Annotated in this window: 13 protein-coding genes; 5 read left to right on the forward strand and 8 right to left on the reverse strand. The window is 36.2% G+C overall.

The window, feature by feature from the left end; genetic code table 11:
* Positions 1–72: 72 nt before the first annotated feature.
* From BLR30_RS11115 to gyrB, 3 genes are all read right to left on the reverse strand, one after another.
* Entirely contained in the window at positions 73–2,004 is a 1,932-nt protein-coding gene (locus BLR30_RS11115; protein ID WP_089858438.1) for a transglutaminase domain-containing protein, read from the reverse strand.
* Position 2,005: 1 nt separating this feature from the next.
* A complete protein-coding gene (locus tag BLR30_RS11120) occupies positions 2,006–3,898 on the reverse strand; it encodes a DUF3857 domain-containing protein (protein WP_089858441.1) in 1,893 nt (630 codons plus the stop codon).
* Positions 3,899–4,020: 122 nt separating this feature from the next.
* Positions 4,021–5,955: a DNA topoisomerase (ATP-hydrolyzing) subunit B gene (gene gyrB, locus BLR30_RS11125; RefSeq protein WP_089858444.1), complete on the reverse strand. Its 1,935-nt coding sequence runs from the start codon at positions 5,953–5,955 to the stop codon at positions 4,021–4,023.
* 230 nt (positions 5,956–6,185) lie between these two features.
* Here gyrB and BLR30_RS11130 point away from each other — a divergent pair, with 230 nt between their 5' ends.
* Together BLR30_RS11130 and BLR30_RS11135 are read left to right on the forward strand one after the other, a co-directional pair.
* Positions 6,186–7,529 (forward strand): cytochrome ubiquinol oxidase subunit I, encoded by a 1,344-nt coding sequence (locus BLR30_RS11130; RefSeq protein WP_089858823.1) that lies wholly within the window; start codon positions 6,186–6,188, stop codon positions 7,527–7,529.
* Positions 7,526–8,530: a cytochrome d ubiquinol oxidase subunit II gene (locus BLR30_RS11135; RefSeq protein WP_089858447.1), complete on the forward strand. Its 1,005-nt coding sequence runs from the start codon at positions 7,526–7,528 to the stop codon at positions 8,528–8,530. Before BLR30_RS11130 ends, BLR30_RS11135 begins: the two co-directional genes overlap by 4 nt.
* Positions 8,531–8,532: 2 nt before the next feature.
* Here the strand turns inward: BLR30_RS11135 and BLR30_RS11140 are convergent, their stop codons facing one another.
* From BLR30_RS11140 to BLR30_RS11160, 5 genes are all read right to left on the reverse strand, one after another.
* Positions 8,533–9,402, reverse strand: a complete 870-nt coding sequence (locus tag BLR30_RS11140; RefSeq protein WP_228400755.1) for a mechanosensitive ion channel family protein — start codon at positions 9,400–9,402, stop codon at positions 8,533–8,535.
* Positions 9,403–9,570: 168 nt separating this feature from the next.
* A complete protein-coding gene (gene lysS / locus BLR30_RS11145; protein WP_089858453.1) occupies positions 9,571–11,268 on the reverse strand; it encodes a lysine--tRNA ligase in 1,698 nt (565 codons plus the stop codon).
* 124 nt (positions 11,269–11,392) lie between these two features.
* On the reverse strand, positions 11,393–12,319 hold the full coding sequence (rlmF, locus tag BLR30_RS11150) for a 23S rRNA (adenine(1618)-N(6))-methyltransferase RlmF (protein ID WP_175443651.1): 927 nt from the start codon (positions 12,317–12,319) through the stop codon (positions 11,393–11,395).
* A 2-nt stretch (positions 12,320–12,321) separates the two neighbouring features.
* Positions 12,322–12,696, reverse strand: coding sequence for a c-type cytochrome (locus BLR30_RS11155; RefSeq protein ID WP_089858459.1), 375 nt, complete (start codon positions 12,694–12,696; stop codon positions 12,322–12,324).
* Positions 12,696–12,923: a hypothetical protein gene (locus BLR30_RS11160; protein ID WP_089858462.1), complete on the reverse strand. Its 228-nt coding sequence runs from the start codon at positions 12,921–12,923 to the stop codon at positions 12,696–12,698. The genes BLR30_RS11155 and BLR30_RS11160 overlap by 1 nt, the downstream gene beginning before the upstream one ends.
* Positions 12,924–13,347: 424 nt before the next feature.
* On the opposite strand from BLR30_RS11160, the gene BLR30_RS11165 reads away from it, so the two are divergent.
* The 3 genes from BLR30_RS11165 to BLR30_RS11175 are packed head-to-tail and all read left to right on the forward strand — an operon-like array spanning position 13,348 to position 15,836.
* On the forward strand, positions 13,348–14,772 hold the full coding sequence (locus tag BLR30_RS11165) for an anthranilate synthase component I family protein (protein WP_089858466.1): 1,425 nt from the start codon (positions 13,348–13,350) through the stop codon (positions 14,770–14,772).
* 56 nt (positions 14,773–14,828) lie between these two features.
* The gene (locus BLR30_RS11170; RefSeq protein WP_089858469.1) at positions 14,829–15,182 is read left to right on the forward strand and encodes a four helix bundle protein; all 354 of its coding nucleotides are present in this window, start codon (positions 14,829–14,831) and stop codon (positions 15,180–15,182) included.
* A complete protein-coding gene (locus BLR30_RS11175; protein WP_089858472.1) occupies positions 15,183–15,836 on the forward strand; it encodes an anthranilate synthase component II in 654 nt (217 codons plus the stop codon).
* Positions 15,837–15,846: the final 10 nt, after the last annotated feature.

A 15,846-nucleotide genomic window follows, 5' to 3' on the forward strand; every position in this document is an offset into this window, starting at 1 on the left:
TTTCCTTCTTATATGCAAAAACCATTCAAATATTGAATGGTTTTATATTTATTTTAAAATTATGCTGCTTTTTTATTTCTTAACAAGGCTGATTACCTGATTCTCCTGTTTGGATGCTACCCCCCAGATTTGCTTAAATGCGGGATAATATTCCTTAGGATAGGTAGGACTCATCACTTTTGTGGTAGAAATAATTTCTATGGTATTTCCTTTTTTTTCGGCAAGATAGCTGTATTCGATTTCTTTATCGTCGGTTACGATTTTTTTATTTTTAGGCATTTCTTCAATAGTATATCCTTCCGGAATTTCCAGCGTAATTTTTTTTACTTTCGTAAACGGCGACGTAAAATCGATCATATACCTTCTTTCTTCGGTCTGATCAAATTCATTGGAATTTTTATTCAGGAAAAGCATAGGATTAATGATGATTTTCTTCCCGATCCTGTCAATAAGATTATCCGAAGAAAACTTCATGGTACTTTCAAAATCACCGTTTTCAGATGTTTTAGAATCAATATCCGTAAAGTCTATAGCAAAATTTTCCTTATACTGTTTCTTGTATTTATCGGCATTTTCGTCATAACTTTCTTTAGCAAACATAGCATACGTTCCTGTATCTTTATCAGAATAGTTCCCTGAAATGCTCCCGTCATCATTGATTTTTGCTGTAGCGGTAAGATATGTAAAACTCGTTTTCGCATTAACAAGGGAAAGCTGTTGTACTTTTTCTTTGGAAATCAGGATTCCAAACTGGTTCCAGTCTCTCGGTGGAAGCTGATCCATGGAAGATTGTTTTACCGTAGCATCAAAAAGGTGAAAACCATCTTTTGTCTGAACCGCCGCAATGACAAAATTCATATTAGACACGTTGGGAGACGCAATATTGATAAGTCCGTTGCTTACTGTTGATATGGTAAGAGGATCTGCTTTAAGACCTGCCTCACGAAGCATCATCACTAAAAAAAGATTGATCTCAGCAGCATTACCTGTTTTGGTTTCCAATATTTTTTTGATTCCATCTTCTACATAAATTCCTCTGTCTTTGTTCCATGTGAATGTATTTTTCACATAATCAAAAACAGCATTCGCCCTTTCAATCTCATTTGAAATTCCGGAAATATTAGGCGGCATATTGTCTTTGGCTAATCTGGTTTTCTTAAGTTCTCCACCAAAATCTTCGTCTTCGTAAAGACGTTCTTTTATCTGTTCCCATGATGATGAATAAAGCTTCAGCTCACGGTAATTGGTAGAATGAAGCTCTGCACTTATTTTGGTTCTGTAATTCCTGTCGTTGTTTACAAATTTTTCGGTTTTAAATGCTTTTAAATTTTCATATCCGAATCTGTACGTTCTGTAGTTCAGGCCATACATCATTCTGTCATCTACTTCTCTGTATTTAGGACTTAGAAAACCTGTATAATTCACATTGTAAGAAATATTCGAAGGGCTGTCAAGTACATATTCCGTGTACAGCGAAGGCGTATCGGTTTCAATTAAAATTTCAGGTACAATAAATAGAAACGGTGATGTCACTTCATACTGATATTCTATCACTGAACCATTCTTGACATTAGGAAAAGCAAATTTTGTAATGGAAACGTTTTTGCTTTCTTTACTTTTGTATTTTGAGCTTTTATCGACTTTAGTTGCAACGGAAGTCCCATTTTCGAGATTATAAGTAAAGGCTTTCATTTTAGAAAGTGTTTCCTGATTGCTTCCGTTTTGGTAAAGCGGGATCTCAAGATTCAGCCAGTCTTCAGCCTTGTCTTTATCATAGATTTTTACTCTGTAAAATGCTTGTTTAATAAGATTTCCTGTATTGTAATCGATGCTGAAATGCAAAGATTTATAAAGAATCTCAGCAGGTGCATTTTCATCCAGAGCAGATTTTTGTTTTGATAAATCTGCATCATTGAATTTTGGAGGATCAAGAAACTTATGTTTTTGAGCTTGCACAAAAAGCAAATTCATGGAGCAGAAAGCGATTAATAATATTTTTTTCATGTTAAATTTTAGATATTAAAATTTTTGAGTTGTCGATGCTAATAGTTTTTTTTCTGAAATTGACGTAATCGTTATATTTTTCTTTCGGATAAAGACCTTTATTGATACGAATGGTTCTGCTGACTTTCAAACCGTCACCGTTTTTTACAAAACTCAGCTTATATGTTCCGAATTCAGAATTCAGAACAACATTTTCTGGAAGCTCTTCTACTTTATAATTCTGTGGTAAAGTAAAGTTAATCTCATACTCATCTTCAAAAGACTGTCTTAGTTCAAAAGGCAATTCTCTATTGTCCTCTTTTTTATATACATTATCAGAGTAAATCGGGACTGCTCTGAAAATCATGCTGCTTCCCGCATTTTTAGAATAATTATTTGCTTTGAAGTCCAGATCATATTTAGCAACCGCGTTATCTTTATCATTAAGAAAATTTTTCAGTTCGATTTTCTCAAAATGCAGAACATCCAGCATATTCTTCACGGCTTCTGTTCTTTCTTTAGGAGACAAGCCGGCAAGGATAAGATTGTTGTCGTACTGAAGTCCTGTGTAGGAAAAATTACCTTCTCCGAGAATACTGTTATCTTCGTTGATTTTAATTTTAAGCAATTGTTTTTCTTTGCTTTGTTCAGCAGAGTAAACAGGTGTATCAATCAATTCGATTCCTTCTTTTCTGATTGATAGAACATTCCTGGCCATGGTATTATAGCTTAAATGATTAAAAGCTACCTGCTGTGAAGTGTTCTCAAGCCAGATATTTCCTTTTTCGGTAGGAACCATTAAAATAACATGATTACCACCCATTTTAGGAAAATCTTTATCAAAAGATACAGGTGAAGCACCTGAATTCACTACACAATAATATGAAGGAATCCCAGCTTCGTCCAGTAAAGTCTTCATATAATTGGTAAGCCCTTTACAATCACCATATCCCTTTTTCTGTACTTCATCCGGAAGCATAGGTTGCCACCCTCCTATTCCCAGCGCAACGAAAATATATCTTGTTTTACTCTGCATATACTGATATAGTTTTTTGACTTTTTCTTCTGTTGTCCCTTGAAGATTAAGACTCGTAACTTCAGCTTTGATGGCGGGAGTTGATATTGAAACCGGTTGCAGAATGCTATTGTAATACCAGCTTCCAAAATCACTCCAATTTGCAATACTTCCCTGTTTGCCTTCAAGATTAAATTTTGTTAACGCAAAACTTACTTTAGGCAAAATTTTCACAGGCTGAGGCAATAAAAAAGCATCATCAATAGCAGGAACATTTTTATAGGAATAAATCTTTTCGCCGGCACTTTCGGATTCACTGACCGAAGTATAATTATAAGCAGAGGGATAAATTTTCGATTTCAGCTCAATTCCTGACTTATTGATAATCTTCATCTCTGCTTCTTCTAATGAAACTTTTGTAGTATTGAAAGGGATAAAATCCGGCAAAAAGACCGTATTTTCATCACCGATCTGATAAGAAAATTCAACGGTGTAAGGGTACTGTGTCGGCGTATAAGATAATGCCATTATCCGGTTATCCGAATAAAATGTTCCCTGATTATTGTTGGCAAAATCCCCAAAATCTGATTTGGAATAAGATTTTATCTTTTTACCGGATTCATCGTATATATTAACTTTTACATCGGAAATGCTGTTTCCTTTTTCATAAGGAATATATACCAGAGCATTCGCCTCTCCGTCTTTATTAAGAACAGTCTTTACGGTATAAAACTGATATCTGATATCATCTATTTTGTTGATCTGTATTGTGGTAAGATCTTTTCTGATGACTGCATCAGCGTTTTTTTTAAAATTTTCAGGAATTGCTGAAGCCGGGAAACTCTGAGCATAATACAATGATGCTACAGAAAAGGCCACGGTACAAAGTATTTTAATCATGGTTATTAAAATTTAGCAAAAATAATAAAATCTCTGCAAGACTTAAAATTAAATTTAATACATCAAATGTGAAGGAAAAAGACCCCATTGCTGAGGTCTTATATTATTTAAATAATGGCTAATTATGCATCAATTTTTGCATACTTTGCATTCTTCTCGATAAACTCTCTTCTCGGAGGCACCTCATCACCCATCAGCATAGAGAAAACACTGTCTGCTTCCACAGCATTATCGATGGTTACCTGCTTAAGGATTCTGTGTTCTGGATTAAGAGTTGTTTCCCAAAGCTGTTCAGGATTCATCTCCCCAAGACCTTTATAACGCTGTACTTCTACACCTTTTCCGTCCGGAGACATTTCTAATGTAAATTCCTCACGTTCTTTTTCGTTGTAGGCATATACTTTTTTATTACCTTTTTTCAATAAATATAAAGGTGGCTGAGCAATATAAATGTAACCGTTCTCAATCAATTCCTTCATATATCTAAAGAAGAAAGTTAAGATCAGTGTAGAAATGTGAGATCCGTCGATATCAGCATCGGTCATGATGACAATTTTATGGTATCTTAATTTCGCCATATTCAATGCTTTGCTATCTTCTTCTGTTCCTACGGAAACTCCGAGAGCAGTGTAGATATTTTTAATCTCTTCGTTATCATAAACCTTGTGAAGCATTGATTTCTCAACATTCAGAATCTTACCTCTTAACGGTAGAATAGCCTGGAAGAAACGGTCACGCCCCTGCTTTGCTGTTCCACCCGCGGAATCTCCCTCTACCAGGAATATTTCTGATTCTGCAGGATCTTTTGAAGAACAGTCAGACAATTTTCCGGGAAGGCCCGAACCTCCCATCGGAGATTTTCGCTGGACCATTTCACGAGCCTTTTTCGCAGCCTGTCTGGCTTTAGCAGCCAAAACAACTTTCTGTACGATCAATTTCGCTTCGTTAGGATTTTCTTCCAGAAAGTTTGTCAGCATTTCACCAACGATCTTGTCTACGGCACCTGAAACTTCAGAGTTTCCTAATTTCGTTTTTGTTTGCCCCTCAAACTGAGGTTCCATTACTTTTACGGAAATAACGGCTGTTAATCCTTCACGGAAGTCATCTCCTGTAACCTCTACTTTTTCCTTTTGAGGAATACCCAGATCATCGGCATATTTCTTAAGAGTTCTCGTTAAAGCACGTCTGAAACCTGCAAGGTGAGTACCCCCTTCGTGTGTATTGATATTATTAACGTAAGAGTGAAGGTTTTCAGTAAACGATGTATTGTAACGCATGGCTACCTCTACCGGGATATCATCCCTTTCGCCTTCCATGAAGATTACATTTTCCATGATCGATTCACGGTTTCCGTCGATATAGGCAACGAATTCCTTTAATCCGCCTTCAGAATGGAAAACTTCTGTTCTGAAAGATCCGTCTTCTAATTTTTCTCTCTCATCCGTTAAGGTAATCGTGATTCCTTTATTTAAGTAAGAAAGCTCTCTTAAACGACTTGCCAAAGTATCGTAGTTATAAACCAGTTCGGTGAAAATAGTATCATCCGGCTGGAAAAACTGTTTAGTCCCTCTCTGGTCACTGTGACCGATTTCTTCAACACCTGTTTGTGCTTTTCCTCTGGAATATATCTGCTGATAAACGTTTCCGTCTCTATAAACAGTCGTTACCATTTCGTTGGAAAGTGCATTCACACATGATACCCCAACTCCGTGAAGACCTCCTGAAACCTTGTAAGAATCTTTATCGAATTTCCCTCCGGCTCCGATTTTTGTCATGACAACCTCAAGAGCAGATTTTTGTTCTTTTTCATGGAAATCTACCGGAATACCTCTACCATTATCACTTACTTCAATTCCGTTTCCTTCTTTAATGGCAACGAAGATCGTATCGCAGTACCCTGCCAAAGCCTCGTCAATAGAGTTATCCACTACTTCATAAACCAAATGATGGAGACCTCTTACTCCCACATCACCAATGTACATTGAAGGACGCATACGAACGTGCTCCATCCCTTCCAATGCCTGAATACTACTAGCTGTATATTGTTTCTGACTCATATAAAATATTAAAAATCCTGCTATATGCAAAGACCCACAAATATCGTGATTTTTTTCGAGGTATGAAAGTTAAAATATATCAAAAACACTTTGTCTTTTCCACAGAAATAAGGTGTAATTTATCTTAAAAGCATCAAAGTTAAAACCTATTTTTCAAACGATTGCTGTCGTAAATCATGCTTTACATCTCTAATTTATGCGTAAATTTATTAATTCAAAAATTGATGATTATGGACGACTTTCTTGCAGCCCGCGCCCAAATGGCTATGTCCCTAGGCTTTCATATTATTTTTTCATGTGTTGGAATGGTAATGCCTTTTCTGATGGCTTTTGCCCACTGGAAATATTTGAAAACAAACAATGAAATCTATAAAGGACTTACCAAAGCGTGGAGTAAAGGTGTTGCCATCTTATTTGCAACTGGAGCTGTTTCCGGGACAATGCTTTCTTTTGAACTTGGGCTTCTCTGGCCACAATTTATGAAACACGCCGGACCTATTTTCGGGATGCCCTTTTCTTTGGAAGGAACAGCCTTTTTCATTGAAGCTATTGCCATCGGTTTTTTCTTATATGGCTGGGACAGATTCAATAAATGGTTTCACTGGTTCTGCGGATTTTTGGTCGGGGTAAGTGGTCTTGCCTCAGGAATTTTAGTTGTTGCGGCCAATGCATGGATGAATTCACCTGCCGGATTCGATTATGTTAATGGCCAATATTCAAATATAGATCCTATCAAAGCCATGTTCAATGATGCTTGGTTTCCTCAGGCGCTACACATGACGGTTGCCGCTTTTTGCGCAACAGGATTTGCGGTTGCCGGCGTTCATGCTTATATGATTTTACGAAAAAAGAATATTGAATTTCATACCAAAGCCTTTAAAATCGCTGCCGGATTTGCTTTGATCGGAGCATTTGGAGCGCCGCTGAGTGGCGATGTTGCAGCAAAATCTGTAGCAGAACGACAACCTATAAAATTGGCCGCCATGGAAGCACATTTTAAAACAGAAAAAGGCGCAGCTTTTGTTATCGGTGGTATTCCGGATGAAGATAAAGGAGAAATAAAATATGCTATAAAAATTCCTAAGGTTTTAAGTTTTCTTGTAAGTAATGATTTTAACGCTGAAGTAAAAGGTCTGAACGATTTCCCACGAGATGAATGGCCTCCCGTAATAGTTGTCCATTTTGCATTTCAGATTATGATTTTCTTTGGGGTTATCATGATAATCATAGGAATTATTTATTTGTACGCCGTATTTTTTAAAAAGGAATGGCTGAATAAAAACTGGCTGCTGAAAACATTCTTAATTGCCACTCCCTTCGGATATATTGCACTGGAAGCAGGCTGGACAGTAACTGAAGTAGGCAGACAACCCTGGATCATCTACGGCATCATGAGAACTGTGGACGCAGTGACTCCGATGCCGGGAATACAATATTCTTTTTATTTCTTTACTGCCGTTTTCGTTTCGCTGTCATTTGTGATCGTATTTCTTCTGACAAGACAGATCAAAATGGTTCCGAAACTTTACGATCCTACTGATCCTCAGTTTAACGCTAAACAAAAAAAATTATGATATATGTAGTTATCGGTTTTCTATGGCTGTCGATTTGCCTGTATGTGATTTTGGGCGGAGCAGATTTCGGAGCCGGAATTGTAGAACTTTTTACCAGAAAAAAGAACCGTTCCAAAACGAAAGTCATTATGTACGAATCGATAGCACCGGTTTGGGAAGCCAACCATATGTGGCTGATTATTGCTATCGTTATTCTTTTCGTAGGTTTTCCTGAAATTTACACTACGCTTTCAACCTACCTCCACATTCCTCTGGTTTTAATGCTCATAGGAATTATAGCAAGAGGAACTGCATTTACATTCAGACATTATGATGCCGTGAAAGATGACTGGCAAAATGTATATGCACAGATCTTTTATTTTTCGAGTTTGCTGACTCCTTTTTTTCTGGGTTTAATTGCGGCTGCTACGATTTCGCATTCGATTAATCCTGACGCTACCGGATTTTTAGATTTATATATTTTCAGCTGGCTGAATTGGTTCGGGATTGCTGTCGGGCTTTTCACCGTTGCTATTTGTGCTTATCTTGCTTCTATTTTTGCGTTGAGAGAAACTGTGGATAGGATGGAATTAAGTTTAATGATCAGAAAATCAAAACAGACCATGATTTTTGTTGTGATTACCGGTGCTTTGGTATTCCTCACGGCTTATCTTTCTGATATCCCTCTAGTGATGTGGGTATTTTCAAAACCGTTGGGAATCATGGCTACTGTTTTTGCAACCATTTGCTTAATACTAATTCTAAGAGCAATGAGCAATCGAAAACTTCTTCCCGTAAGGGCTTTGGCAGGCTTTCAGGTCATTATGATTCTGGTTGCGGCAACCTATCAGCACAATCCGAATATTATTCTTTTCGGAAACGGTCAGCATCTTTCTTTGCTTGAGCATGTAGCTGCACCGAAAACTATTTCCGCTTTAGGGTGGGCTTTGATGCTGGGATGTATATTTATTTTACCATTTTTATTTTATTTAATGGCATCATTTAGTAAGCTGAGAAAATGAAATTAGTTGATTTTTTGTTCTGGCCATGAAACATCCAAAGTTCTTATAGGGAACGGAATGGTAATATGGTTAAGATCAAAAGATCTTTTAATTGCAATGATTGCCTGATGTCCCAATTTTAAATAGCTTATCTGATCCGTAGAGTTACACCATAATCTAATCGTAAAATTGATAGAACTTTCACCAAATTCTTTATAAAACAGAGTGACTTCTTCCGAAGGATCAAGACCTTCTAAGTTTTTCACTGCCTCTACAGCAAGTTTTGCAGCCTGCTCCAAATCATCATTGTAAGAAACTCCAACTTCCAGATCAAGTCTTCTTTTGCCTAAAAGGGAATAGTTCTCAATTGCGCTCTGAAAAACATCCTTATTGGGAATAATTACCATTTTTCCCTGAAATGTCATGATTACCGTATCTCGTAGATTTACCTCCACTACTTTTCCCATATAATCTTTAATAGAAACAATGTCACCGATCTGAAGCGGCTTTCTGAATGTAATGAAAATACCAGAAATAAAGTTGGCCGCAATATCCTGAAAAGCAAACGCCAGAGCTAACCCCAATATTCCGGCTCCTGCAAGAATAGAAGTTACCGCTTTATCTAATTTTAAAATGCTTAAAGCCGTAAAAAAAACAATTCCCAGAAAAACAACATACACAAAAGTGCTGAAAAGATTATTTATTGTAATATTTCCGGAAACCTTGTTAGAGATTTTTTCAGCAAGCTTGCGAATATATTTTGCTATAAAAAAGCCGATAACAAGGATTAATGCAGCGAGAAGAAGATTTGGTAGTATTTTAACCAATTCATTAAACCAAATTTCAAGCTTATCGTTTAAAAGATTAATTGCTTTGTTGAGATCAAACATCATGAAGACTTTTAGAATAAGTACTAAAATACATAAATTATCACAAATTGATATATCATTTTTTTATTGATGCAAATTCTATGCGTCTCAGTAAAATAGTCTGTTACATTGAAAAAGTTCGGGCGGAAGCTTCGCTTCCGCCCGAACTTAATTATCTAAATTGAAAAAATTTTAAACCAGTTTCATCAAAAGATTCTCATCAATCTTCTCCACTTTCACCAAATTATTTTTAGTTAAAGTTTTTGAAGCTTTATCCCATTTTTTACCGGAAAGCTGACTTCTTTCTTTCACTTCTACTAAAGCAAATTGTTCTCCGGATTTCAAAATTTCAAGAATAATTTTCTCGTCTTCTCCCAATTCGATTTGAGGAACTGCTTTTTCAGGTTTCATCTGCGGGAAGAATAATACTTCCTGAATCGATGCATTATTTGTTAAAAACATAATCAATCTGTCCATTCCGATTCCTAAACCAGAAGTTGGTGGCATTCCATATTCCAACGCTCTAAGAAAATCTTCATCGATAAATTGACCTGCTTCATCATCACCTTTTTCAGATAACTTCAACTGATCTTCAAAACGTTCTCTCTGATCGATCGGATCATTAAGCTCAGAATAAGCATTGGCAATTTCTTTACCACACACCATTAATTCAAAACGTTCAGTAAGACCTTCTTTACTTCTGTGTTTTTTGGTCAATGGAGACATTTCTACAGGATAATCCGTAATAAATGTTGGCTGAATAAAGTTTCCTTCACATTTTTCACCGAAAATTTCATCAATTAATTTCCCTTTACCCATCGTATCATTTACGTCGATACCGATAGATTTTGCAAAATCGAACAATTCCTGTTCTGTTTTCCCGGTAATATCAAAACCTGTGAATTTCAGGATCGCATCCGTCATGGAAATTCTTTCATAAGGTGCTTTGAAATCAACTTCATACTCTCCGAAAGTCGCTTTGCTGGTTCCGTTTACCTGAATGGCACAGAATTCCAACAACTTTTCCGTGAAATCCATCATCCAGTTGTAGTCTTTATAGGCTACATAGATCTCCATCGCTGTAAATTCCGGGTTATGTGTTCTGTCCATTCCTTCATTTCTGAAGTTTTTTGAGAATTCATAAACACCATCGAATCCACCTACGATTAATCTTTTCAGATACAATTCGTTCGCAATTCTTAAATATAAAGGAATATCTAAAGCATTATGATGCGTAATGAAAGGCCTTGCTGCCGCACCGCCAGGAATCGATTGCAAAATAGGAGTTTCAACCTCAAAATATCCGGCATCGTTGAAGAACGTTCTCATCGCATTGAACAATTTTGTTCTCTTTACAAAAACTTCTTTTACCTGAGGATTTACGGTTAAATCTACATAACGCTGTCTGTATCTCATTTCAGGATCGTTGAACGCATCGTGTACGACTCCGTTTTCATCTGTTTTTGCCTGAGGCAGAGGTCTCAATGATTTTGTTAATAAAGTAAAATTCTTTACCAAAACCGTCTTCTCACCAACCTGAGTAGTGAATAATTCTCCTTCAACACCGATAATATCTCCAATATCTAAAAGGTGTTTGTAAACTTCGTTATATAACGTTTTATCTTCACCGGTACAGATTTCATCTCTGTTAAAATACACCTGGATTCTGCCTGTAGAATCCTGCAGCTCAGCAAAAGAAGCTTTCCCTTGAATTCTTCTGGACATTAATCTTCCTGCAATCTTAACCTGTTTATTATCAGCGAAATCCTGTTTTATAGATTCTGTAGTATCTGTAATTACGTATTCATCTGCAGGGAACGCATTGATTCCCATTTCAACAAGCTTGTTCAGCTTTTCTCGTCTAATGATTTCTTGTTCTGATAATTGCATTGTATTTATTTAAAATAACGTGCAAAATTAGTGATTTTTGAATTGATGGTCAACGACTTTTTCCAGAAATATAATTTATTTCATTCAAAATTAATTCAGTTAAAAAAATTTAACCTAAATTTTATCAGAACCAGTCACTGCGATTTTGTTGAGGAATGAACGTCCAGGCTAATATTCTGCTTACTTTCTGTCCCTGAGCCATATCAATCGTTTTGAATTCTATTGCCTTCACTTTTTTCAGCAGTGTTGTTAATTTATATAAGTTATCCTTTTTTGAAACTAAGCAGGTAAACCAAAGAACCTGAGACCGATACAAAAAGCTTTCCTGAATCATTTTTGTGATAAAAGCCAATTCACCGCCTTCGCACCAAAGTTCAGATTGCTGTCCGCTAAAATTAAGTAAAGGTTTTCTGATTTTTGATTTGTTAAGGTTTCGTGTTTTCCTGAGATTTCCTTTTACGGCAGACTCTTCAGAATCATGAAAAGGCGGATTACACATTGAAAACGAGAAGCGATCTTCAGGATTGATGATATTTTTAAATATAAATTCAGGATGAGATTGCTGCTTTAAATGAATTCCAGATAATAACTCCGGATTATGATCTAAAATCTGTCGGGCATTCTTTAAAGAATCTTCATTAATATCTGTTCCCAGCATTTCCCAACCATAAGATTGATGCGCTATTAAAGGATACACCAGATTGGCTCCGACACCAATATCTAACCCCTTTATTTTTGGGCCTATCGGAATTTCTCCTTGCTGTTCAGCCAATAAATCAGCGATGTAGTGAACATAATCTGCCCTTCCGGGAATGGGAGGACAAAGATTATTCTCCGGAATATCCCAGTTTTTAACATGATAAAAACTTTCTAATAAAGCTTTGTTAAGCAGTTTTACAGCTTTGGGAATACTGAAATTTATGGTTACCGTTTGATATGAATTGGTAAACACATATTGTTTCAGTTCCGGCACACAAGAAATAAGCCGATCAAAATCATAAGGATCACGATGCAGATTTCTTGTATGCAGACTGGATTTTTCGGCAGGCATCTTTATTTTTTCTGCCTTAGAATATATTCTACCATTTTTTTAGCTTCCTCTTTCGACACCTGTGTATGGGGAGTCATCGGAACATTCCCCCAGACACCGCTTCCACCCTCTATAATTTTTGAAGCCAATAGTTCAATATCTTTATCAGAGTATTTACCTGCAATTTCCTGATAAGAAGGACCTATCATTTTTTCACTAAGAGAATGACAGCCCGAGCAGTCGAGACTTCCGACAAGCTGTTCTCCGGAAAGTTTTGCGCTGGCAGATTCTGTGCCGGACATCTTTTCAGTGGAAGCATTTTCCACCGGCATACGTTCCTTTTTAGAGCAGGAAAGTATAGAAATACCGATAAAAGCTGTCAGAAAAAGTTTTCTCATTATTTTTTTGTAAGCGTATCTGCTTTTGCATCTTTTGCAGGAACCGACATAGCTGCATTCACATCAGCTTCAGGTTTACCTTTTGTTGTTGCGCTTGAGTCTACTACAGTAGGTGCATCAGGTTCCGGCAACATCGTATTGCTGTCTTGTAAGTCATGATTCGGCTTTTTAGAACAGTTAGCCACTAATAAACCTCCGATAAATGCGATTGCTAATACTTTTTTCATTTTTCTCAATAAAATTATTAAGCAAAAATATAAAAAATAAAGTTTTAAAATCATGATAAAAGTGCATTTTCACAATATTTTTTGAATAGATCATAGTAGTAAAAGATTGCCTTAAACTTCTTGATGTTTTGAATTTCACAATGAATCCTATTGATTTCCAGTTTGAAAACCAATGACATTCGTTAAAAAAAATTAATTTTCATTTTTTTCATTTTTTGTATTGAAAAAAATATATACATTTGTGGCATGTTTAATATCAGCAACAATAATTGGTGGTGGCTTTCAAACTCTTCGTCGGGTCTGAAGTTATTGTCGTGTTGTGCATTATGATACAGCGATTTTAATTTAAAATTATATAATATAAAGACTTTGACGTATGCCGTTGAAGTCTTTTTTTTGTTTAAATCATTAAAAACAAACTGTAATGTTCAGTAAAAAAATAAAAATAAAAACCGTTTCTGAAAAAACACTGGGAGATCTCAGGACTCCGATGAATATCTACCTTCAGATACGCGACAGGTTCAGGGATACCATTCTATTGGAAAGTTCTGATTCTAAGAATATTGACAATAATTTCTCGTTCATTGCCATTAATGCAGTCGCCGGAATTGAGATTAAAAACCTTCATGAATTTGAAATAAAGCTTCCAGGACAGGAACCTGTAAAACAATTGATTACGGAGAAAAAAATCACAGATGTTTTGGAAAGCTTTTCTCATGTTTTTGAATGCGAAAAAACCGACGATCCGATTGAAAAAACAGCGCAAAGCCTTTTCGGATATACAAGCTTTGAAGCCGTGCAGTTTTTTGAAAATCTGAGTTTTAAGGCACAAAGCCCTGAAGTAGAAATTCCGATCCTTCGCTACCGTTTGTATCAGTATGTCATTGCCATTAACCATTATAATGATGAAATGCATATTATTGAAAATCAGATCGAAGGAATAAAATCTGAACTTTATTTCCTGGAAAGTTTAATCAGGAACCACAACTCTGTTATTTATCCTTTCGAGAAAGATGGTGAGGAGACTTCAAATATTACCGATGAAGAATATATCGAACTGGTAAAAACAGCACAGAAACACTGCATGAGGGGCGACGTATTTCAATTGGTGTTAAGCAGAAGATTCGAGCAGAAATTCAAAGGTGATGAGTTTAATGTTTATCGGGCTCTAAGGAATATCAATCCTTCACCTTATCTTTTTTTCTTTGATTACGGAAATTACAAATTATTCGGTTCAAGTCCTGAAAGTCAATTAATTATTAAAAAAAACAAAGCCATCATTCATCCGATTGCCGGAACTTTCAAAAGAACGGGACATCTTGAAACCGATCTGCAGTCTATTGAAGCTTTAAAAAATGACGAAAAAGAAAATGCAGAACATACGATGCTCGTCGATCTTGCCAGAAATGATTTAAGCAAGCTCGGAAAAAATGTGACGGTAACAAAACTGAAAGAAATTCAGCTTTTTTCTCATGTCATTCATATGGTAAGTGAAGTCACCGCAGATTTACAGGAGCACACAAATCCTTTTGAAATGATCGCTACCACTTTCCCTCAGGGCACTTTAAGCGGAGCGCCAAAACATAAAGCCTTACAATTAATCGATACTTATGAAAAAGATTCTCGCGGATATTACGGTGGCTGTATCGGAATGATCGGATTAAACGGAGACTGCAATCAGGCCATCATGATCCGGACATTTTTGAGCAAAAACAATACTTTATACTATCAGGCAGGAGCAGGATTAGTTGCCAAATCAAACCCAGAAAGCGAACTGCAGGAAGTAAACAACAAGCTGAATGCATTGAAAAAAGCAGTGGAGAAAGCAGAGAAGCTGAAAGATCGTTGATTGTTGATTGTAATTAGTTGTTAGATTTAATTAGTAAAATATATAAAATACAAATTATGGAATATACCAATCTGGATGTTTGGATTGAGTCAAGAAAACTTACTAATCTTGTTTATAATTCAACAAAAAAATATCCTAAAGAAGAAATTTTTGGTCTACAAAATCAAATCAGAAGATGTGCCGTTTCTATTCCCTCAAACATTGCGGAAGGTTGTGGAAGAAACACCAACAAAGAAACAATACATTTTCTGTTTATTGCAAGAGGTTCCTTATATGAATTAGAGACGCAGCTTTATTTGTCTTCCGATCAAAAATATGTCAATGAAACAGAATATACAGTAATCTTAAATCAAATAATTCTTTGTAAAAAATTACTGAATGGATTTATTAATTATTATAAGAAAAAATAAATGAAACATACAATACCATCAACCGCCAACCATCAACTATCAACTAATAACCAACAACCAACAACCAATAACCAACAACCATCAACCAAAGTCCTGGTATTCGATAACTACGACAGTTTCACCTATAATCTCGTTCAGATTATCGAAAGAATTCTAGGTACTAAAGTAGACGTGGTGAAAAACGACCAGATCACCTTAGAAGAAATAAACCAATATGACAAAATTGTCCTTTCACCGGGGCCGGGAATTCCTGAAGAAGCGGGAATTTTACTGGATTTAATTAAAGAATATGCCCCTAAGAAAAGCATTCTGGGCGTCTGTCTTGGTCAGCAGGCCATTGCGGAGGCGTTTGGAGGAAGCTTAATCAATCTTACAGAAATTTATCATGGGGTGGCCACTTCTGCAGATCTGGTAAAAAATGATACCAAAATTTTTAAAGATCTTTCAAGCGGACTGGAAGTCGGAAGATACCACAGCTGGGTAGTAAGCCGTGAAAACTTTCCAGAAGAGCTTGAAATTACAGCTATAGATAAAGACGGAATGATCATGGCATTACAACACAGAACATACGATGTACATGGGGTGCAGTTTCATCCGGAAAGTATTCTTACCCCACAGGGAGAAATTATGATTAAAAATTTCCTGTTAAATTGATAACAACACA

The organism is Chryseobacterium taeanense (assembly GCF_900099685.1).
Taxonomy (GTDB): Bacteria; Bacteroidota; Bacteroidia; order Flavobacteriales; family Weeksellaceae; genus Chryseobacterium; species Chryseobacterium taeanense.